This is a genomic window from Sporosarcina sp. BP05 (assembly GCF_014282005.1).
GTDB lineage: Bacteria > Bacillota > Bacilli > Bacillales_A > Planococcaceae > Sporosarcina.
Genome location: NZ_JACFTD010000007.1, coordinates 161,274 through 183,476, shown reverse-complemented (window position 1 = coordinate 183,476; position 22,203 = coordinate 161,274). Strand labels below are relative to the sequence as shown.

Annotated in this window: 19 protein-coding genes; 18 read left to right on the top strand and 1 reads right to left on the bottom strand. The window is 44.3% G+C overall.

The genetic code is table 11. The features are described from left to right. Nucleotides 1-2: 2 nt before the first annotated feature. The 6 genes from rsmB to H2672_RS10575 are packed head-to-tail and all read left to right on the top strand — an operon-like array spanning nucleotide 3 to nucleotide 6,377. Complete coding sequence (gene rsmB / locus H2672_RS10600; RefSeq protein WP_186671342.1) at nucleotides 3-1,361, top strand: 16S rRNA (cytosine(967)-C(5))-methyltransferase RsmB; 1,359 nt, start codon at nucleotides 3-5, stop codon at nucleotides 1,359-1,361. 33 nt (nucleotides 1,362-1,394) lie between these two features. Next, nucleotides 1,395-2,153, top strand: a complete 759-nt coding sequence (locus H2672_RS10595; RefSeq protein ID WP_186671281.1) for a Stp1/IreP family PP2C-type Ser/Thr phosphatase — start codon at nucleotides 1,395-1,397, stop codon at nucleotides 2,151-2,153. Beyond that, on the top strand, nucleotides 2,150-4,144 hold the full coding sequence (gene pknB, locus H2672_RS10590; protein WP_186671280.1) for a Stk1 family PASTA domain-containing Ser/Thr kinase: 1,995 nt from the start codon (nucleotides 2,150-2,152) through the stop codon (nucleotides 4,142-4,144). The genes H2672_RS10595 and pknB overlap by 4 nt, the downstream gene beginning before the upstream one ends. A 28-nt stretch (nucleotides 4,145-4,172) precedes the next feature. After that, nucleotides 4,173-5,066 (top strand): ribosome small subunit-dependent GTPase A, encoded by an 894-nt coding sequence (gene rsgA / locus H2672_RS10585; RefSeq protein ID WP_186671279.1) that lies wholly within the window; start codon nucleotides 4,173-4,175, stop codon nucleotides 5,064-5,066. Then, a complete protein-coding gene (rpe, locus tag H2672_RS10580; RefSeq protein WP_186671278.1) occupies nucleotides 5,059-5,727 on the top strand; it encodes a ribulose-phosphate 3-epimerase in 669 nt (222 codons plus the stop codon). Before rsgA ends, rpe begins: the two co-directional genes overlap by 8 nt. Continuing rightward, complete coding sequence (locus tag H2672_RS10575) at nucleotides 5,724-6,377, top strand: thiamine diphosphokinase (protein WP_186671277.1); 654 nt, start codon at nucleotides 5,724-5,726, stop codon at nucleotides 6,375-6,377. The genes rpe and H2672_RS10575 overlap by 4 nt, the downstream gene beginning before the upstream one ends. 231 nt (nucleotides 6,378-6,608) lie before the next feature. On the opposite strand, the gene rpmB is transcribed toward H2672_RS10575, so the two are convergent. Next, entirely contained in the window at nucleotides 6,609-6,797 is a 189-nt protein-coding gene (gene rpmB / locus H2672_RS10570) for a 50S ribosomal protein L28 (protein WP_186671276.1), read from the bottom strand. 468 nt (nucleotides 6,798-7,265) lie between these two features. On the opposite strand from rpmB, the gene H2672_RS10565 reads away from it, so the two are divergent. The 12 genes from H2672_RS10565 (at nucleotide 7,266) to smc (ending at nucleotide 22,194) form a co-directional block, all read left to right on the top strand. After that, a complete protein-coding gene (locus H2672_RS10565; RefSeq protein ID WP_186671275.1) occupies nucleotides 7,266-7,628 on the top strand; it encodes an Asp23/Gls24 family envelope stress response protein in 363 nt (120 codons plus the stop codon). Nucleotides 7,629-7,646: 18 nt separating this feature from the next. Beyond that, the gene (locus H2672_RS10560; protein ID WP_186671274.1) at nucleotides 7,647-9,314 is read left to right on the top strand and encodes a DAK2 domain-containing protein; all 1,668 of its coding nucleotides are present in this window, start codon (nucleotides 7,647-7,649) and stop codon (nucleotides 9,312-9,314) included. 138 nt (nucleotides 9,315-9,452) lie between these two features. Next, nucleotides 9,453-10,115, top strand: coding sequence for an L-serine ammonia-lyase, iron-sulfur-dependent subunit beta (gene sdaAB, locus H2672_RS10555; protein ID WP_186671273.1), 663 nt, complete (start codon nucleotides 9,453-9,455; stop codon nucleotides 10,113-10,115). 28 nt (nucleotides 10,116-10,143) lie between these two features. Continuing rightward, nucleotides 10,144-11,052, top strand: a complete 909-nt coding sequence (gene sdaAA, locus H2672_RS10550) for an L-serine ammonia-lyase, iron-sulfur-dependent, subunit alpha (protein ID WP_186671272.1) — start codon at nucleotides 10,144-10,146, stop codon at nucleotides 11,050-11,052. Continuing rightward, complete coding sequence (gene recG / locus H2672_RS10545; protein WP_222439371.1) at nucleotides 11,039-13,081, top strand: ATP-dependent DNA helicase RecG; 2,043 nt, start codon at nucleotides 11,039-11,041, stop codon at nucleotides 13,079-13,081. Before sdaAA ends, recG begins: the two co-directional genes overlap by 14 nt. Before the next feature lie 734 nt (nucleotides 13,082-13,815). After that, the gene (gene fapR / locus H2672_RS10540; protein ID WP_186671270.1) at nucleotides 13,816-14,400 is read left to right on the top strand and encodes a transcription factor FapR; all 585 of its coding nucleotides are present in this window, start codon (nucleotides 13,816-13,818) and stop codon (nucleotides 14,398-14,400) included. Beyond that, nucleotides 14,397-15,389: a phosphate acyltransferase PlsX gene (gene plsX, locus H2672_RS10535; protein WP_186671269.1), complete on the top strand. Its 993-nt coding sequence runs from the start codon at nucleotides 14,397-14,399 to the stop codon at nucleotides 15,387-15,389. The genes fapR and plsX overlap by 4 nt, the downstream gene beginning before the upstream one ends. Then, a complete protein-coding gene (fabD, locus tag H2672_RS10530; RefSeq protein WP_186671268.1) occupies nucleotides 15,386-16,330 on the top strand; it encodes an ACP S-malonyltransferase in 945 nt (314 codons plus the stop codon). Before plsX ends, fabD begins: the two co-directional genes overlap by 4 nt. After that, complete coding sequence (gene fabG / locus H2672_RS10525; protein ID WP_186671267.1) at nucleotides 16,330-17,076, top strand: 3-oxoacyl-[acyl-carrier-protein] reductase; 747 nt, start codon at nucleotides 16,330-16,332, stop codon at nucleotides 17,074-17,076. Before fabD ends, fabG begins: the two co-directional genes overlap by 1 nt. A 408-nt stretch (nucleotides 17,077-17,484) precedes the next feature. Beyond that, the gene (locus H2672_RS10520) at nucleotides 17,485-17,721 is read left to right on the top strand and encodes an acyl carrier protein (protein WP_067211315.1); all 237 of its coding nucleotides are present in this window, start codon (nucleotides 17,485-17,487) and stop codon (nucleotides 17,719-17,721) included. Nucleotides 17,722-17,866: 145 nt separating this feature from the next. After that, nucleotides 17,867-18,634, top strand: coding sequence for a ribonuclease III (gene rnc, locus H2672_RS10515; protein ID WP_186671341.1), 768 nt, complete (start codon nucleotides 17,867-17,869; stop codon nucleotides 18,632-18,634). 2 nt (nucleotides 18,635-18,636) lie between these two features. Beyond that, nucleotides 18,637-22,194 (top strand): chromosome segregation protein SMC, encoded by a 3,558-nt coding sequence (gene smc / locus H2672_RS10510; protein ID WP_186671266.1) that lies wholly within the window; start codon nucleotides 18,637-18,639, stop codon nucleotides 22,192-22,194. Nucleotides 22,195-22,203 lie beyond the last annotated feature (9 nt).

Genomic DNA, 22,203 nt, shown 5'->3' with positions numbered 1-22,203 from the left:
CTATGAATACTAGACCGAAAAAGAAAATATGGAACGGCAACGTCCGAGACGCAGCCCTTTCAATATTGATGGAGATAAATGATCATCAAGCCTATAGTAATCTATTGCTGCACAGAACAATTGAAAAGTATGGAATCGAAACGAAAGACCGTGGCTTGTTAACGGAATTGACATATGGTACGCTCCAACACCGCATGACGCTCGATTATTATCTTGAGCCGTTTGTCCGTGGTAAATTGGACGGCTGGGTTCGAGAGCTTCTTCGGTTATCGTTATATCAAATCGTTTATTTAACGAAAATTCCTCCGCATGCTGTTGTTCACGAAGCTGTTGAAATTGCGAAAAGACGCGGTCACAAACGGATAGCACCAACTGTAAATGGTATTCTTCGTTCCGTATTGCGCAAAGGCGTCCGTTCACTTGATGAAATGCAAGATGGTACGTTGAAAACCTCTATCGAAACGAGTCATCCAGAATGGTTAATCAAGCGTTGGATTGAACAATTTGGTGAGGAAGACGCAGCTATTATGGCACATGAAAATAACCATCCAGCAGCGATGACGATCCGTGTCAATACAGCAAAAGCTACGACAGAAGAAGTCATTGCTTTACTCGAATCAGAAGGCGTTGAAGTAAGAAAAGGAGAGGTTGTACCGGAGTGTATCATTTCAGATAGTGGCAATCCTGCAAATACTCAAGCCTATAAAAAGGGGCTTATCACGATTCAAGACGAAAGTTCAATGTTACCTGTCCTTGCCCTTGATTTATCACCAGGTATGAAAGTGCTTGATATGTGTGCAGCGCCGGGAGGGAAAACAACTCATATAGCTGAAAAAATGAACGATAAGGGGGAAGTTTTCGCGCATGATTTACATGAGCATAAACTGAAGCTTATTGAAGCAAATGCGACTCGCCTTGGCTTAACGTCAATTAAAGCATTAAGTGGGGACAGCAGGAAACTAACTGAGCTATACGAGCTGTCTTCGTTCGACCGTATTCTTGTCGACGCTCCTTGTAGTGGTCTTGGTGTTATCCGTAGAAAACCTGAAATTAAGTACAACAAAACGCAAGCTGATTTCGATGCGTTGACGTCGATTCAATCAGATCTGCTTGATACGGCCCGTGAATTGATTAAATCGGACGGTGTCATTGTCTACAGTACGTGTACAGTGGAGTATGCCGAAAATCAAGGTATGGTTGAACAGTTCTTACAGCGTCATACGGATATGGAGAAAATCCCTTTGCCACAACTCACTGGTAACGAGAAATTAGCGATTGAAGAAAATACTCTTCAAGTACTTCCGCAACACTTTGGCAGCGACGGATTTTTTGTTGCAGCTTTCCGAAAAAAAGGTAAGTGAGCAAAGAACTCGAAGCAAAAGGGGGGATAAACGTTGCGATTTGAAGTCTTGACGGATATCGGCAGAAAAAGAACAGTCAATGAAGATAGTGCAGCTGTATACACACTTCCGAACGGCATTATGCTTGCTGTGATAGCGGATGGTATGGGTGGCCACCTCGGGGGGGATTACGCCAGTTCGACGGCGGTCAAAGTAATTGGCGAGCAATTCATGGAACTTGATAGCTCCAAGTTTGAAGCGGAAGGTAAATGGGCGCAGTGGCTGCAAGAAGCAATCATTTACGTAAACGACTTACTTTACAAACATGCAAACGAAAATGAAGCGTATAAAGGAATGGGAACGACGCTTGAAGCTGCCCTCATTCGTGGACGTTCTTGTCTTATTTCGCATACTGGAGATAGCCGTGTATACACAATTGATGGACAAGGTGTGCGCCAAGTAACACGAGACCATTCCTACGTAAATGTCCTTCTTGACAGTGGGGAGATTACCGAGGAAGAAGCGGCCGTGCATCCACGACGCAACTGGATTATGAAAGCGGTAGGTTCGGAAAAAAAGCTTGTGCCGGATCTTTATTCACTTGAGCTGGAAGATGACATGTACATGCTCATTTGTACGGACGGTCTGAGCAATAAAGTCAATCAACAATCGATGAATGACATTGTTCTATCTACCGCTACGCTACGTGATAAAACCGAAGAACTTGTGGATTTAGCGAACAAGATGGGCGGGGAAGACAATATCTCCGTTATATTAATCGACTCGAGTGAAGTGGAGGCGACTAATCCATGATTGGATCTAGAATAGGTGGACGTTATGAAATTGTGAGGAATATTGGTGACGGCGGCATGTCAAAAGTATATCTTGCGCATGACATCATCCTGGACCGCGATGTTGCAATTAAAGTCCTTAATTATGATTTTGTGAATGAAGAGGCACTGAAAAGAAGATTTAAACGTGAAGCACTTTCTGCAACGAGTCTGACACACCCGCACATCGTTGATATATTCGATGTGGGTGAGGAAGATGAACTGCATTACCTGGTGATGGAATATATAGAAGGACAAACTTTGAAGAAGTTTATTCAAGATAACGGCGCCTTGACACCTAAGCAAGCATTGCCGATTATGCAGCAGATTGTTTCTGCAATTGCGAATGCTCATCATAATGGCATCGTCCATCGTGATGTTAAACCGCAGAATATTTTAATGGATTCGGATGGAAATGCGAAAATCACTGATTTCGGTATTGCGATGGCACTAAGTGCAACAGCGCATACAAAAACGAATTCAGTCATTGGTACGGTTCATTACTTGTCACCCGAACAAGCACGTGGCGGAATGGCAACGAAAAAGTCCGATATCTATTCATTAGGCATCGTACTTTACGAATTACTTTCAGGCGAATTGCCATTTACAGCAGATACTGCAGTTGCGATTGCATTAAAGCATTTACAAGAAGAAACACCCTTAGTGAGAATGCTATTCCCTTCTATTCCACAAAGTTTAGAAAATGTTATTTTGAAGGCGACTATGAAAGATGCCACCTATCGATATGATTCGGCAGACGAAATGTATGATGATTTGTTAACTGTCTTGTCACCCGAACGGGCAAACGAGAAGAAGTTCGCAATTGTGTTCGATGATGATCGTACGCGCGCGATACCAATCGTTAGTGATACGACAAAGTTTGATAGTGTTGAAATGACTAAGAAAAATGAGCCAGTTCAGCTTGAACAATTTCCGCCACCACCAAAAAAACGAAAGAAATGGCCCTACATTGTTGGTGGAATTGCTGGTGTAGCAATCCTGCTACTTTTATTGTCCCTTATCCCAGGCGTGCTAAGTCCTAAAAAGGCGGTTATTCCGGATGTGAGTGGAATGGAAGAAGCGGAAGCTAGGGATACGCTCGCAGAAAAAGGCTTCAATTCAGTTATTGGAGAGGAACAGCACTCCGATGAATTTAAAGAGGGGGAAGTCATTAAAACGATACCCGAGGCAGATAAAAAACGCGCTGTTGACTCAAAGATTACTTTGTATATTAGTGCCGGTAAAGAACCAAGCATCCTTGCTGATTATAGGGGCCGTAATGCCGAAATAACTATGGCTTCTTTAGATGATAAGGGTTTTAAGTCGATTAATTCAAATCCGGAATCTTCCGAACAACCAGTGGGGACAATCATTGGACAAGATCCCGCCGCGGGGGAAGTAATCCTAAGCGAAACGGATTTACTGTTTACCGTGAGTAGTGGTCCAGGCTTAAGAGAACTGGGCAATCTATCGGGTTTTGACGCTGAACAGCTGCAGGACTATAGAAATTCGTCTGGATTCGATATTAAGGTATCAAAAACTGAGCATTCTGCCACGTTTTCTGAAGGGCTTGTCATTAGGCAAAGTCCACCTGGAAATACAAGGATTGCGCCAGGTGCAAAAGTTGAAGTTGTCGTATCAAAAGGTCCGGAGAAAAAAGCCGATAAGTTAATTGTTAAAACGGTGATAATTGAGTATGTACCGGCAGTGGTTGAGCCCCCTAATAAGGAAGACGAAGACGATGACGAAGAAGATGGGAACAACTCCGATGGCGGTCAACAGTCTGTTCTAGTACCACAGCTTATTCAAATTTCTATTCAAGACAAAAACAATACGACGATGACCATTGTTGATGAGTTCATCATTACGCAAACTACCGAGCGTAAAATTCAACTTAAATTGGAAGAAGGACAGACTGGGGCATATAAAATTACGCGTGATTCAATAATTATCGAAGCGGAAACGGTCCGTTAAACCGATACTAAATCGAAGGGGTGAAAGAATGTCAGAAGGACAAATTAGAAAAGCAATCAGCGGGTATTATTATGTGGAAAATGACGGGGAAATAATTCAATGTCGAGGACGCGGAGTTTTCAGAAACCGTGGTATTCATCCGCTGGTTGGTGATTTTGTGACCTATGTACGTGTTGAAGATAATGATGCGACAGTCACTGAAGTGCATGAGCGCTTCAATGAACTTGTCCGTCCGCCAATCTCGAATGTGCATCAGGCACTGCTCGTATTCTCAATTGTGGAGCCGGCATTTAGTCAATACCTGTTAGACAGGTTTCTTGTTGTCGTCGAATCATTCGATGTGAAACCAATTATCTGCCTGACGAAAAAAGATCTTGCGAATGCTGATGAACTGAAAATGGTAGCTGAATCAGCGGCGTATTATAAGAAAATCGGTTATGACGTTATCGAGACTTTTATTGACGACCCTAAGCTGACTGACTTGTTGAATCCCTATTTTGAAGGAAAGACTACGGTTCTTGCAGGACAGTCGGGTGTTGGCAAATCGACATTGTTGAACACTGTATTGCCTACGCTTGAATTGAAGACGGGGGAAATATCTGAAGCACTTGGACGCGGAAAGCATACGACGCGCCATGTTGAGTTGCTTGAAATATTAGGTGGTCTTGTCGCAGATACCCCGGGCTTCAGTTCACTTGAATTCGATCATATCGAAAAAGAGGAATTGTCACGTTACTTTGTAGATATGGATGAAGTTGCGCCGAACTGTAGATTCCGAGGTTGCTTGCACTTGAAAGAACCAAAGTGTGCAGTAAAAGAGATGGTGGAGACGGGAGAAATTCCACGTCATCGCTATGATCACTACTTGCAGTTCATGCAAGAAATACTTGACCGAAAGCCGAGGTATGAAAAACATGATTAAAATTGCACCTTCAATTTTAGCAGCAGACTTTTCAAAGCTTGCCGAAGAAGTAAAAGAAGTGGAAGCGGCGGGCGCGGAACTCATCCATATCGATGTCATGGATGGGCATTTCGTTCCGAACATTACAATGGGAGCGATTGTTGTTGAGGCACTTCGACCAGTAACGAAATTGCCACTGGATGTCCATTTAATGATTGAAAATCCAAACATGTATATTGAACAATTTGCAAAAGCTGGGGCTGATTATATTACGGTACACGTAGAGGCGTGCCCTCACTTGCACCGCACACTGCAATTGATTAAGTCCTACGGGGTGAAATCAGGAGTTGTTTTGAATCCGCATACACCGGTTGAAACGATTCTTCATGTGCTAGATGAAATTGACTTAGTCCTGTTTATGACGGTCAATCCAGGATTCGGTGGTCAGAAGTTTATTCATTCTGTCGTACCGAAAGTGAAACAGCTAGCCGACATTATTCGTGAGCGAGGACTACCGATTGAAATTGAAATCGACGGTGGCATTAATGAAGAAACGATTGTACCTTGTGCAGAAGCGGGTGCTACAATCTTTGTCGCAGGATCTGCTATCTACAATGCACCTAATCGTGCGGAAGCTTTACGCCGTATAAAAGCTGCTGGTGAAGGTGCGCTAAGAAAATGAAGGTTGCTGTCGTCTGTGCAGGCGGACCTGATTCAGAAATAGCTGATTTAACGGAATTTCATCATAAAGATACGGTGTTCATCGGGGCAGATAGAGGTGCGCTTCACTTGCTGCAAAGAGGAATTATTCCTCTTGAAGCAGTGGGGGATTTTGATTCGGTTACGAAAAGTGAATACGATGAGATAGCCGCCGCGGTCCGCATAATCGGTCGATTTCGTTCGGAAAAAAATGAGACCGATACTGAACTTGCGGTAGAACGTGCCCTTTCCTACGGTCCAGAACGTGTCATTTTGACGGGGGTTACAGGAGGAAGGCTGGATCATATGGAATCAGCCCTTCATCTTCTATACCGGCTTCAAACAGCTCATAACCATACATCATTTTCAATTCGTAATGGGACGAATGAACTTTCTATACTTACACCTGGAAACTATCAAGTGACGCCGGATGAACGTTTTAAATACATATCCTTTTTCTCATTCGGTGGGGCTGTTAGAGGACTTACACTTACAGGTTTCAAATACGAAATGGTAGATGCAGTGCTTGAAACTGGCATGACGTTATTTACAAGCAATGAACTGGCTGAGGAAGTCTGTACTATTTCGTTCCATGAGGGCATATGCTTAATGGTAAGGAGTTCAGATTCCTGAAAGGAGTGGGGAATTGCGGGTATATACGTTTACAATGCCAAAGTTTGTTAGTGGAGTCGTACGGAAGTTCATGGTTGCTTTTCAGAAAGATGATTCACCAAAGGCTACTGCAAGCAATACTAAGAATAAAAAAAGGAAAAAAGAAAAAACGTCGGGCTGAAGAAATTCAGCCCGGCGTTTTATTTCTTTAAAGCTTAAAAACCAAGGCGTTTAAGCTTTAATTACAGTCCTTTACACACGTTGAACTTTACCTGATTTAAGGGCTCTAGCAGAGACCCATACACGTTTAGGTTTACCGTTAACGAGAATACGGACTTTTTGAAGGTTCGCACCCCATGTACGACGAGTTGCGTTCATTGCGTGAGAGCGCGCATTGCCTGCACGGGCTTTGCGACCTGTGATAACACATTCTTTAGACATAATAGTACCTCCTTGCGAATGTTGATTAAGTGATTTACTTCTTTATTCGCATACCATAATAATGTATCATATGCGTAAACGTGTTGCAACCTTTTTTGTGACATCTTTCAAGGTAATTACCTTTACACGTTTAACTTTATTCAGCAAAAATTCTTCCGCACCTACAAATGGAGAGGTAAATGCCAACGATGCTTATAATTCTGCGGGGTTCAAACCGTTGCATAATAGTGGAACTCTGGCTAAGATCGCTGCGTCCTGTGGCAACGCCAGAGTAACCAACAGGGAGGAATTGAATTTCATTCCTCCTTATTGTCGCAAGGATGCGACGTTCATAGGTTAACTTCTATTTATTTAATCTGGACGCAATACACCGAGGCGTATTTGATAGTCGTAGAATTGCTTTCTTTTATTATTATAACAGGTATAGTACAATGGGGTTAGTGAAAAAGGATCCGGGGGGGATTACACATGTCAATCGAAGTGAAGAACGAATACGGCAAAATTGCTATTACGAATGACGTCATTACCCAGATAGTTGGGGAGGCGGCTATCGAATGTTATGGCATTGTCGGAATGGCTTCAAGGCATCAGATCCGAGATGGCCTTACTGAAATCCTTGGGAAAGAAAATTTCACGCGGGGAGTCATCGTCCGTAATATTGGCGATGATACGCATATCGATATGTATGTCATTGTCGGATACGGCACTAAAGTCTCAGAAGTCGCCTACCAAGTACAATCAAAAGTGAAGTATACATTGAAAAAGACAGTCGGCATGACTGTGAAATCTGTTAATATTTTTGTCCAGGGAGTCCGAGTGACGAACCTGTAAGAGGAGGAAATAATTTCTATGAAAACCATAGATGGCTTGAAATTCGCGGAAATGATAAAGCTGGGTGCCCACCATCTTTATCAAAATGCAGATTATGTCGATTCACTAAATGTTTTTCCGGTACCTGATGGTGATACCGGTACGAATATGAATTTATCGATGACTTCGGGAGCGAAGGAAACAGAAGATAATGCCGTTGCTCATATCGGTCAAACTGCACAAGCGTTATCGAAAGGATTGCTGATGGGTGCGCGTGGTAATTCTGGCGTTATTCTGTCACAGTTATTCCGCGGTTTCGGAAAAGCGATTGAAAACGAAGCAACTGTCAATGGAGTACAATTTGCAGCTGCCTTGAAGTATGGTGTTGAAACGGCCTATAAAGCGGTTATGAAACCTGTTGAAGGAACAATTTTAACTGTCGCAAAAGATGCTTCTACTATCGGAGTTGAAAAAGCTGCGTCGACAGATGACATTATTGAGGTAATGGAAGCTGTAGTAAAAGAGGCACAAGCTTCACTTGAACGAACGCCAGATCTATTGGCGGTATTAAAGGAAGTTGGCGTCGTTGATAGTGGTGGACAAGGTCTCGTTTACGTATATGAGGGCTTCTTGGCATGCTTGAAAGGCGAAGAACTTCCATCAAGAACTGTTGTCGAGTCCATGGATGATTTAGTAAGTGCGGAACATCATCGTACAGTCCAAGGTTTCATGAATACGGAAGACATTGAATTCGGATATTGCACGGAATTCATGGTGAAGTTTGAGGATGATAAGCTGCAATCGAATCCATACGATGAATCCCAATTCCGACAAGGTCTAAGTCAATTCGGTGATTCTCTACTTGTTATTTCTGATGATGAAGTTGCGAAAGTACATATCCATACAGAAGAACCGGGTGACGCACTTAGTTACGGGCAGAAATTTGGTTCTCTTATTAAAATTAAAATTGAAAATATGCGTCAGCAGCATCTTGAAATCGTCGGAGAAAATTATTCGGTACAAAATTTGGCGAAAAAAGAAGTAGTTAAACATCCATACGCGGTCGTGACAGTTGCTATGGGAGCTGGGATTTCTGAATTACTGAAAAGCGTAGGTGCCTCAGCCATTATTGAAGGCGGGCAGACCATGAATCCATCGACAGAAGATATCGTCAAGGCGATTGAAGCAGTCGGCGCTGAACGAGTTCTCATTTTACCGAACAATAAAAACATCATTATGGCAGCACAGCAAGCGGCCGATGTGATCGGTATCGAAGCGGCAGTCGTTCCTACAAAAACAGTACCAGAAGGACTTGCTGCTATACTTGCATTCAATCCGGAAGCGGAAGTAAGTGTAAACGTCGCGGCGATGACTGAAGCTGCATCGTTCGTGAAAACTGGACAAGTTACACATGCAGTAAGAGATACATCGATTGACGGCGTTGAAATTACAAAAGACGACTTCATGGGTATTTCAGGCGGTAAGATTATTACATCTGCACCTTCACTTGAAAACGTCATGAAAACATTATTGAACTCTATCATTGATGAAGATGATGAAATTGTAACAATTATTTATGGCGAAGACGTTGGTGAGGAAGATGCTGCTGCAATCGCAAGTTATGTAGAGGATAACTTTGATCACGCAGAAGTTGAACTTTATAACGGAAAACAGCCGTTGTATCCATATATTATTTCAGTTGAATAAACCAGTAACGAGCAGTGCGCCTGTAGAAAGCCGCACTGCTTTTTCCTTGCGTCGACAAGGAACAACATCTTTTGTCTTTAAAGCAAATTTCGTGTAAAATGAATAATAGTACATGCTTATTACAAGGAGGTAGTATTTGTGAAATACAGATCAGTTTTTGATATTATTGGACCCGTTATGATAGGGCCATCATCTTCACATACTGCCGGCGCTGCGAGAATCGGCCGTGTCGCACGAACACTGTTTGGCAGACAGCCGGAATGGGCTCGGGTTCATCTTTATGGTTCTTTTGCAGAAACGTATAAAGGACACGGTACAGATGTAGCAATTATCGGTGGATTATTAGATTATGATACATTCGATGAGCGTATTAAATCTGCATTTGCTGATGCAGAGAAACTTGGTATGACTTTTGAATTTATTCCTGAAGAGGAAGAGGCGGTACATCCGAACACGGCCCGTCTTGTAATTGGGGACAGTGAGGGAGTTATGGAGTTGACTGGGATTTCTATTGGTGGCGGAACGATGGAAGTTGTCGAACTTAACGGATTCCCGCTTAGATTATCAGGCCATTACCCGGCACTTCTCATCGTTCACAATGACCGTTCAGGCGTTATTGCAAGCGTTTCCAACGCGATCGCAAAGCTGAATATAAATATTGCACATATGGAAGTTGACCGGAAAGAAAAAGGGGAAATGGCCCTAATGGTGATTGAAGTTGACCAAATGATCGACGCTGCACTGATAAATGAATTGGAGTCATTGCCGAATGTAACGCAAGTTTCAACATTGGCAAATTAAAGAGTAGTAAAATTGGAGGAAAACATAGATGGACGTTTTATTTAGTAACGTTAAAGAACTAGTTGCGCTTGCCGAGTCACAGAACAAGCCTATTTCAGAAATCATGATTGAACAAGAAATCCTTATAACAAAACGCACTAGAGAAGAAATCATCGCACAGATGGACAATAACTTAACGGTGATGGAAAAGGCAGTAGAAAGAGGATTGCAGGGCGTGCATTCTGCATCCGGACTTACGGGCGGCGATGCGGTTCTTATTCAAAAGTACATGGCATCAGGAAAATCCCTTTGTGGAGATGTAGTCATGGACGCCGTTAGTAAGGCAGTCGCTACGAATGAAGTGAATGCGGCAATGGGAACAATCTGTGCGACACCAACAGCGGGTGCAGCAGGTATCGTGCCCGGTACTTTATTTGCGGTGAAAAACAAATTGAATCCTACACGGGAACAAATGATTAATTATTTATTTACGTCTGGTGCTTTCGGGTTTGTCGTTGCGAATAATGCATCGATATCAGGTGCCGCTGGCGGATGCCAAGCGGAAACAGGTTCAGCTGGTTCGATGGCTGCAGCTGCAATCGTCGAAATGGCGGGCGGGACTCCACAACAAAGTGCTGAAGCGTTTTCTATCGTAATGAAGAATATGTTAGGTCTTGTCTGTGATCCGGTTGCTGGACTTGTCGAAGTACCATGTGTGAAACGGAATGCAATGGGAGCGGCAAAGGCACTAGTTGGAGCAGATATGGCACTAGCAGGCGTAGTTAGCCGTATTCCGACAGATGAAGTGATTGAAGCAATGCATAAAATAGGTAAGTCGATGCCTTCAGCGCTACGGGAAACAGCAAAAGGTGGATTGGCTGCTACGCCAACTGGAAAAGCGCTTGAAGCGAAGATATTTGGTAAGGATAAGGTAGATAGTGACACTGTCAATTCATAATTCTGTCACGACAATAAAAGGGGTCGGAAAAGCGGCCGGTGAACAGCTTGAGGCACTTGGAGTTTCAACGCTTCAAGACCTCTTCATGACGTTCCCGTACCGTCATGAAGACTTCAGGCTGAAAGATTTGACTGAAACGCCACATAATGAACGAGTCACAATTGAAGGAAGGGTCGAAAGCGAGCCTTCCGTTCTTTTTTTAGGGAAGAATAGATCCCGTTTACAAATCCGTCTTCTTGCCGGAAGGCATCTTGTGAAGGCGGTTTTTTTCAATCAACATTACTTAAAAGAGCGTTTGTCACTTGGGACGATTGTCACAGTTACTGGAAAGTGGGACCGGGGCAGGCAAGTGATCAATGTAAGCAACTTCAAGGATGGTCCGAAAACAGATCAATCCGATTTTGAGCCAGTCTACAGCTTAAAAGGTGTTATGCATCAGAAGACGTTTCGACGCTTCATGCGAAGTGCATTGGATACAGCTGTCGGTCAGCATGCGGAATCGCTACCTGCTGATATTCGTGAAATGTATAGATTGCCTGGCATCGAAAATGGCCTTGAGATGATCCATTTTCCAACGAGCCCAGCTGATGTGAAACATGCGAGAAGGCGTTTTGTCTATGAGGAACTTCTCATGTTCCAGCTGAAGATGCTGGGAATGAAAAAAGCACGAAAAGAAGCCGAGAAGGGTGTAGCAATCGACTATGACCTTGCCAAAGTGAAGACGTTCATCGCGGCATTACCATTTGAATTGACAGGGGCTCAAAAGCGGGTTGTTAATGAATTATGTGGGGAATTGAAAAGTCCGACTAGGATGAACCGCCTCCTTCAGGGAGATGTTGGTTCTGGTAAGACGGTTGTTGCGGCAATCGCTTTGTATGCTGCTATCACGGCAGGGTTTCAGGGGGCACTTATGGCACCTACAGAAATCCTTGCCGAACAGCACGCATCTACGCTTGCAGAATGGCTAGAACCGCACGGCATTACGGTTGCATTCCTTGCTGGCTCGACAAAGGCAAAGGCGAGAAGGGATTTACTTGAAAAGCTAGAGTCGGGCGAAGTGGATTTACTTATCGGTACACACGCCCTCATTCAGCCTAATGTCATTTTTAAAAATCCCGGGTTGGTTATTACAGATGAACAGCATCGTTTCGGTGTCGAACAACGGCGTGTTTTACGAGATAAAGGATTGAATCCTGATGTTCTATTCATGACTGCAACTCCAATTCCACGAACGCTTGCTATCACGGCTTTCGGTGAGATGGATGTTTCCATACTCGATGAGTTGCCGGCTGGCCGAAAACTCATCGAAACACATTGGTTGAAAGAGGATTCTCTTCTTCCAGTTTTGCGGAAGATGGAAAATGAATTAAGAGCCGGACGTCAGGCCTATGTTATTTGTCCATTAATCGAGGAATCCGACAAATTAGATGTCCAAAATGCAGTGGATGTCCATAGTCAGCTTTCGACTCATTTTAGTGGTAAATATACGGTCGGTCTAATGCATGGCCGTCTTCATTCGGACGATAAAGATGCCATCATGCGCGACTTCAGTGAAGGTAAAATTAATGTTCTTGTGTCGACGACTGTCGTAGAAGTCGGTGTCAACGTACCAAATGCGACGTTCATGCTTATTTACGACGCGACGCGCTTTGGACTTGCTCAGCTCCATCAGCTTAGGGGGCGCGTAGGTCGGGGTGCTGAGCAATCCTATTGTGTGCTGCTTGCTGATCCTAAGACCGAAGAAGGAAAAGAGCGGATGCAAACGATGACAGAAACGAATGATGGATTTGTTTTAGCGGAAAAGGACCTCGAACTAAGAGGTGCCGGCGATTTTTTTGGGAAAAAGCAAAGTGGGATGCCTGAGTTTAAAGTAGCAGATCCCGTTCACGATTATAGGGCGCTTGAAACGGCAAGGAAAGACGCGGAAAGACTGTTAGCATCACGCCATTTCTGGGAAGATCCGGAATACGGCATTCTTCGCTCACATCTTGAAGAGTCGGGTGCTCTTAGTGGTGATAGGATTGATTGAGGCCTACAGGATGTAGGTCATGCAGCGGGGAGGGATTGAACTAAATCCCTCCTAATTGCCACAGGACGTGGCGAACTTAGGCTGCGTTCCTTTTGACGCTTCCGCTTTTCTATGCTGTCCAGCTCCAGGCGTCAGATGCTCGGACATAATCCAGCTCATCTGTGCGGCAAAGTGCGCCACTTCGATGATCTTTCTTATGTCTGCCACATCTAAACGACGCCTTCCGCATTTCTGTACTGTCTAGCTTCAGCGCCTAGCCCCTCGAGACGCTTCAGACTTGTGGATAAAGGCAAAGAGCGCCTTTTTCCACAAGTCCTCCAGCGCTTTTCGGAGGCCTGCAGGATGCAGGTCATGCAGCCATTGCCGCACGATGCGGTGAACTTAGGCTGCGTTCCTTTTGGCGCTTCTGCATTTCAGTGCTGTCCAGCTCCAGCGGTCAGATGCTCGGGTCATAAGTCACTTCGGCTGTGCGGCAAAGGGCGCCGCTTCGCCAAATCGTCTTATGCCTGTCGCATCAAAACGACCGCTTTCGCATTTCAGTGCTGTCCAGCTTCAGGCGTCAGCCCCTCGAGTCGCTTCAGTCCACAGGATAAAGGCAAAGTACGCCTTTTTCCCGTGGACCTCCAGCGCTTTTCGGGGCTAAACGACGCCTTCCGCTTTTCTATGCTTGCTTTCTTTTTTCTATTTTTATATACTGCTATTAGTACCAAGTGCTAATCCGGAAGGTGAAACGATTGAGAATGCCTAAAAAGGAAAGGCAACGACTGCTTGGAAAGTTGCTTGAAGAAAATCCGTTCTTGACAGATGAAGAATTGTCGGAACATTTTACTGTAAGTGTCCAGACGATTCGTTTGGATAGGCTTGAGCGTGGAATTCCTGAACTGCGGGAACGGTTGAAAACGGTTGCGTCACGAACGATGAATGAGGAAGTGAAGTCACTTCATTCCGATGAAGTCTTTGGGGATATCGTTGATATGGAACTCGATAAGAGGGCGTTGTCGATCTTCGATGTGACCGAAGATCATGTGTTTCAGCGTAACGGAATTGCCCGTGGACATCATCTGTTTGCACAGGCAAACTCGCTTGCTGTCGCAGTTATGAATGATGATCTTGCTTTGACTGTGAAGTCGACCATTAACTTTTTGAAACCGGTGAAAGCTGGCGATAGAGTTGTTGCACGTGCAGAAGTGAAGAAAGAAAGTCTGGGAGAGAAGCGGACATTAGTCATGGTCGCATCGACGGTCAATGACGAAACGGTATTCACTGGCGAATTTCACATGTACCGGACGACTGATAGAAAGCAGGGGGAATTAAAATGATCATAGCTGTAGATGGAATGGGCGGAGATCATGCGCCTGGTGAAATTATTGCTGGAGCCCTTAAAAGTCTCGCTGAATTCGATGATATAAGCATACATATTTATGGTGATGAACAGGCGATGGCGCCTTTCTTGAAGGGACATGCCCGTCTAAAAGTTATTCACTGTACAGAGAAAATTGAACCAGACGATGAGCCGGTTCGTGCTATCCGCCGGAAAAAAGATGCGTCAATGGTTAGGATGGCTCAAGCTGTTAAAGACGGCGAAGCTTCAGCTTGCGTTTCTGCAGGCAATACAGGGGCTTTAATGGCGGCAGGGCTATTCATCGTGGGTAGGATTGACGGTATCGAGAGACCAGCTTTAGCGCCGACACTACCTACCGTCGACGGAAAAGGATTTGTCATGCTGGACCTTGGTGCAAATGCGGATGCGAAACCATCTCATCTTGAGCAATATGCAGTTATGGGAAGCATCTACGCTGAAAAGGTGCGCGGTCTTGAAAATCCACGCGTTGGATTATTAAATATCGGAACTGAAGAAGGAAAAGGGAATGAATTGACGAAGGTAGCTTTTGATTTGCTTTCGAAAGCGCCCATTAACTTTATCGGTAACGTTGAGTCACGTGATCTGTTAACGGGTGTGGCTGATGTCGTCATCACAGACGGTTTCACGGGAAATATGGTTCTTAAGACAATCGAAGGAACTGCTTCGGCTTTCTTCTCTATGTTGAAAGAAGTGTATAGCGCTTCCTTGAAATCGAAACTGTCTGCTGCACTTGTGAAAGACGATTTGCGCGGACTGAAAAACAAAATGGATTACACAGAATATGGCGGAGCAGGGTTATTTGGTTTGAATTCGCCCGTGATTAAAGCACACGGTTCATCAAACGCAAATGCTATATTGAACGCTGTCCGCCAAGCAAGAACGATGGTGCAATACGATGTTTGCGGAACAATCCGTGAAACGGTAGGAAAGGTGGAAACTCGATGACGAAGATTGCATTTATTTTCCCAGGACAAGGTTCACAATCGGCCGGTATGGGAAAAGAGTTCGCGGAAACGCATGAAAAAAGTAAGCAGCTCTTAGAACAAGCAGACCTTGTACTTGATTTCCAACTGAGTAAACTTATCTTGGAAGGACCACAAGATGAGCTGACATTGACATATAACGCACAACCAGCACTCCTCACTGTTGGATCTATGATTGCTTCGCGATTAAAAGACGAAGGTGTTACGCCGGACTTTACGGCGGGGCACAGCCTTGGGGAGTATACAGCGCTTGTTGCTTCTGGTGTTATATCGTTCGAAGATGGTGTGTCGGTCGTACATAAGCGCGGATTGTACATGAATGAAGCGGTACCTGCAGGTGAAGGGGCGATGGCGGCAATTCTTGGACTTGATGGTCAGAAGCTGAAGGAAGTGACGGATGCTATTACAGCAGATGGATTTGCTGTCCAACCAGCCAATTTGAACTGTCCGGGACAAATCGTAATTTCGGGTACGAAAGCAGGCGTCGAGAAAGCGTGTATCCAATTGAAAGAAGCGGGCGCGAAAAGAGCGATACCACTAGATGTAAGTGGACCGTTCCACTCTTCGCTAATGCAACCGGCGGCAGAAAAACTGCGGGCGGCGCTTGATGAAATCGAGATGAAGGATGCATCTATTCCTGTCGTTGCTAATGTGAACGCTTCAGTAGTTACTAATCGTGGAGACATAAAAGGCTTCCTTGTCGAACAACTTTATTCCCCTGTGCTTTGGGAAGATTCTGTACGTACATTGCTTGACCACGGTGTTACGCATTTCATTGAATGTGGCCCAGGAAAAGTACTAAGCGGCCTCGTTAAAAAGATTGACCGGAGTGCAACCGTATTCCCAGTCTATGATGAAGAGACATTACAAACTGTAATCGAAGCTTCGAAAGGGTGGTCATAATGGGTAGATTTGATGGGAAATCCGCAATTGTCACAGGAGCGTCACGTGGAATAGGTCGTGAAATTGCATTACTTCTTGCTAAAGAAGGCGCTCGTGTTACTGTCAACTACAGCGGCAGCAAGGATAAAGCGGATGATGTCGTTAAGTTAATTACAGAATCCGGCGGAGAAGCTTTCGCTATTCAGGCAGATGTATCGGATGCTGACGATGTTAAAGCTATGGTTGACAAAACCATAGAAATATTTGGGTCAATTGATATCCTTGTCAATAATGCGGGGATTACGAGAGACAATTTGCTAATGCGTATGAAAGAGGACGAGTGGGACGATGTCATTAATATCAATTTAAAAGGCGTTTTCCTTTGTACAAAAGGTGTCACACGCCAAATGATGAGACAACGCGCGGGAAGAATCGTCAACGTTGCATCGATTGTTGGTGTATCTGGAAATCCTGGACAAGCAAACTATGTAGCAGCAAAAGCTGGCGTTATTGGTTTTACAAAGACAGCGGCAAAAGAGCTTGCTTCACGCAACATTAATGTAAACGCAGTCGCACCAGGTTTCATTACGACGGATATGACGGATGCATTGAGCGAAGAAGTGAAGAATCAGATGTTATCGGTCATCCCGCTTGGTAAGCTTGGCAGACCTGAAGATGTAGCACGTACTGTCCTGTTCTTATTATCGGAGGATGCGGTTTATATTACAGGTCAGACGATTCATGTTGATGGCGGTATGGTAATGTAATAGAGGCGTTTCCACATTTCTTTGTTGTCCAGTTCCAGCGCCTAGAGGCTCGGGTCATAAGTCGTTCCGGCTATGCAGCAAAGAACGCTGCTCCGCCGGCCCGTCTTATGCCTGTCGCCTCTGACCAGGCGCTTCCACTTTTCTTTGTTGTCCAGTTCCGGCGGCCAGATGCTCGGGTCATAAGTCAGCCCAGCTATGCGGCAAAGAACGCCGCTTCGCCGGTCAGTCTTATGCCTGTCGCATCTAGCGGGCCGCTTCCACATTTCTTTATTGTCCAGTTCCAGCGCCTAGAGGCTCGGGTCATAAGTCGTTCCGGCTATGCAGCAAAGAACGCTGCTCCGCCGGCCCGTCTTATGCCTGTCGCCTCTGACCAGGCGCTTCCACTTTTCTTGAGAGGAGGTGACAAATTTGTCAACAGTACTTGAACGTGTAACTAAAGTAATTGTCGACCGCCTTGGCGTCGATGAAAGTGAAGTTAAAATGGAAGCTTCTTTCCGTGATGATCTAGGCGCAGATTCATTGGACGTCGTAGAATTAGTAATGGAATTAGAAGATGAATTCGAAATGGAAATTTCGGATGATGAAGCTGAAAAGATTGCAACTGTCGGAGACGCAGTTTCGCATATCGAAACGAAAGTAAACTAATTGTAATTCTGATTGAGACACTTTCATCCTTTCTACTTGAAAGGATGAAAGTGTCTCTTTTCGGTTTATGCGAAACTCTTTTTTGCACTATGGCGTTGAAAAGGGTAAAATTATATGTATTATGCACTGAAAGGCAGAATCGATGATGACCCATACAAACAACTTCAAAGGAAAAAAAACAACAGCGCTGTTACCGATAGCGATTCGCAACAAGTTCGATGAATTACAAAATGAATTGGATGTCCATTTTATAAACAATTCACTACTGTACAATGCATTTACTCATTCATCTTATGTGAATGAGCATCGGAGAAAAAATTTCACGGATAATGAGAGATTGGAATTTTTAGGTGATGCAGTCCTTGAATTAGGTGTGTCCCGATTCCTTTATTCGACAGAGCCTGATATGACGGAAGGGGAGCTTACGAAACTGAGGGCTGCGATTGTCTGCGAACCTTCTCTTGTGAAATTCTCTAACGAACTTGGGTTAGGCCGCTTTATCCTGCTTGGGAAAGGCGAGGAGCAGACAGGTGGACGAATGCGCCCTGCATTGCTCGCGGACGTTTTTGAGGCGTTTATAGGCGCTCTATACATAGATCAAGGGATGGAGGCGGTTATCCCATTCCTTGAAAAAGTCGTCTTCCCAAAAATTAGTGTCGGTGCTTTTTCGCATGTGATGGATTATAAAAGCCGTCTTCAGGAAATCGTTCAACAGACAAATAATGGTCAATTACAGTACGAAATCGTTGAAGAGAAAGGTCCTGCCCATGCGAAAAGTTTCGTTACTGTCGTACGGCTCGGCGATGAACAACTTGGAAGTGGTCTCGGGAAATCAAAAAAAGAGGCCGAGCAAGAAGCAGCCCGCCATGCAATTCAAGATTTAAAGAGTCGGCAGGTTGAAGGAGAGAATTAATTGTGTTTCTGAAAAGACTAGAAATTATGGGATTCAAATCATTCGCCGAACGAATTGCGATTGATTTTGTCCCTGGTGTTACAGCGGTAGTGGGTCCAAATGGAAGTGGGAAAAGTAATGTTACTGATGCTATTCGCTGGGTTCTAGGCGAACAGTCGGCGAAATCGCTACGAGGTTCTAAAATGGAAGATGTCATCTTTGCAGGTAGTGATTCGCGTAAATCACTTAATTTCGCAGAGGTGACGCTTATTCTTGATAATAGTAAAGGTCTTTTTCCGCTTGACTATACAGAAGTCAGTGTTAGCAGACGTGTTTTCCGATCTGGTGAGAGTGCTTATCTATTAAACGGCCAACAATGTCGATTGAAAGATATTAATGATGTTTTCATGGATTCGGGACTTGGGAAAGAAGCATTTTCAATGATTTCTCAAGGGCGCGTAGATGAAATATTAAATAGCCGGCCTGAAGACAGAAGAAGCATTTTCGACGAAGCAGCGGGGGTTCTGAAATATAGAACGAGAAAAAAGAAAGCGGAGCATAAATTATTTGAGACAGAAGACAACCTTGACCGTGTGCTTGATATTTTAAAAGAGCTTGAATCTAGGATTGAGCCATTACGGAACAGTGCGGAGGCTGCTAAAAAACATAAAATACTTTCGGAAGAAACGCGTGAAGCGGATGTGTCACTGTTAACCTTTGATGCGAGAAATCTCCGTAATGAAATTTTGAAAAGGTCGAAAGAAGCTGGAAAGTTTCAGGAGAAGAAAGTTTTCCTTGAAGCTGAGTCGAGGAAAGCTGAAGAAGCGTCCGAATTTGCGAAGAAAGAACTTGCGAAAATGGATGAACAACTGGATGCATTACAAAAAAAACTTGTAGTGACAAGTGCAGAGACAGAGAAGTGGGAAGGAAGGCGTCTTTTATCACTTGAAAAACGTCGCAATGCGGACCAGCTGATTGAGAGGTCCCGATTTGAACTTGCTACTACTGAAACTGAGCTAGCAGTACTATCGGAAAAACTAGGTACAGCCCGTAAAAAGCAGCAATTGTCAGAAATTGAATATGAAAAAACAAGAGTTGAGATGGATGGTATTTCTCGAATACTGAAACGATCCGTCAAAGAAACAGAAAAAGAAATAGATGAATTGAAATCAGCTTATATCGATCGATTGAACGAAGAGGCGACAATTCGCAACGACTTGAAGCACGCGGTAGAGCGTCTCCAGGGGGAACAGTCTTCATCCGAAAAAATTATACTTCAGACATCTATTTTGCAGGAACGTTACGAAAAACTTACACAGGAAAAATCTGTGAAAGCGAATGCGTTGACTGTCTTGAAACGGAAATTGAAGGAATCGGATTCGGCATATCGCGAATTATCAAAGGCATTGCGAGAGACTGAAGATCAACTCGCTTCACAACAGGAACTCATGCAAAAAGCACTTAACAAGCAACATGAAATGCATGGGAGGGTCCGTGCACTTGAAAGTATGGAAGCGGATTTCTCTGGTTTCTATTCAGGTGTAAAAGAGATTCTTGTTGCGAAAAAGTCAGGAAAACTAGCCGGTATTGATGGGGCAGTCGCAGAACTTATTTCTGTCGAAAAAGAGTATATAAAAGCGGTGGAAACAGCACTTGGCGGTGCGATGCAGCATATCGTGACGGCAACTGAACCGGAAGCTAGAAAAGCAATCGGCTACTTAAAAGCGAAGAACGCCGGACGGGCAACTTTCCTGCCGAGAGACGTGATGAAATCCCGGAAAATTCAACCAGCCGCATTGCGTTCGGTTGAACAGCATCCCGAATACATTGGAACTGCCGATCGTCTTGTGCAGACTGATGCTGCATATGCACTTATCACTGAAAACTTGCTTGGCAATACGATTGTCGCGAAAACGCTTGTAGGGGCGTCGGCCATTGCAGGAGTACTTGGCTATCGCTTCCGTGTCGTAACGCTTGATGGGGATGTTGTGAATGCCGGTGGTTCACTTACAGGTGGTGGTGTCAAAGGGCAGGCATCCGTCTTCACAAGAAAAGCTGAGCTCGAAACGTTGCAGCTGCAATTAACTCGTATGGCCGATTCAATTGAGTCTGCTACTAAGAAAATTGGCGACACGAAAATGGGTGTCGCGAAGCAGATATTCGAAGTGGGTCAGTATCGTAAAATGACGGAAAGCCTGCAAATTGAAATTGCAACAGCGGAATCAGCCATTCGTGAAACTGATATCGCCATTAAATCGGTGGAATCTGAGATAGCATCGACTGAGATGGGAAGACGTGGTGCTGAGAATACCGGAACAGAATTGTTAGAAATGAAAGCGGCATTACATCAAAATCATGAACGCGTGAAAAGTGAGCTAGAAGCAATTCAGTCAAAAGTTGATACGCTTGAACGCCTAGCTACCGACCGGAGAAACGAAGAGGCTACTTTAACGAGTCGATACAATGAGCTTCGAGAATGCATAGCTGTTTTACGTGAACAGAAAGCACATCAGCAAGCGTCAATCGACGAAATGGAGGGCGCATCTGCCCAGGCCAAGGTTAAATTGACTTCCTTGCGTGATGAAATGCAGTATTTCACTGGTAGCGAAAATGGTGGAGAGTTGAGCGCTGAACAAATTGCAACAGAGATTGAAAGGGCATCTACTGACAAGAAATTGATTGAGAAATCGATTAGGACAGACAGGGAAATTCGAACAAAGCTTGCAGATTTACTTGAAGAGAAAAGTGTATCACTTCAAAATCTTCGAGGTAATACAGGAGAAACAATATCTGCATTGAATGCGGTATCTATAGTGCTATCACGTCTCGAAGTGAAATATGAAGCGGTCACACAGCAGCTTCTAACTGAATATGGATTGTTTGCGGATGGTGTTATTGCGGACGATTTTGATGAAGTCCAGACCAGAGAAAAAGTTGACTCCTTAAAACACCAACTGGCAGTTTTGGGACCCGTTAATCCGGGAGCTATTGTGGAATTTGAAGAAGTATCTGAACGTCATCTCTTTTTGGATGAACAGCGCAATGATTTAATAGAAGCGAAGACGACACTTCACGAAGCGATGAATGAGATGGACGTTGAAATGACAACGCGATTTTTGACAACATTCAATGCTATCCAGAACCGTTTCCGTCATGTATTTAAGGAAATGTTTGGTGGCGGTGAGGCGGATTTGATACTAACGCAACCTGATGATTTACTTGAAACAGGTGTGGAGATTGTTGCACGTCCGCCGGGAAAAAAACTGCAAAGTCTAAGTCTTTTATCAGGTGGAGAACGTGCGTTGACTGCGATTTCGTTGTTATTTTCAATCATCGAAGTACGACCTGTACCGTTTTGTATTCTTGATGAAGTCGAAGCGGCACTCGACGAAGCGAATGTCATACGCTACAGTAAATACTTGAAGAAGTTTTCAGAGAAGACGCAATTCATCGTAATCACACATCGGAAAGGTACGATGGAAGGTGCGGATGTGCTCTATGGAATCACGATGCAGGAATCAGGTGTGTCCAGAGTCATTTCGGTTAAAATTTCCGAGGTGCCGGAAGAAGCAATCATGTAAAGGGGTGAC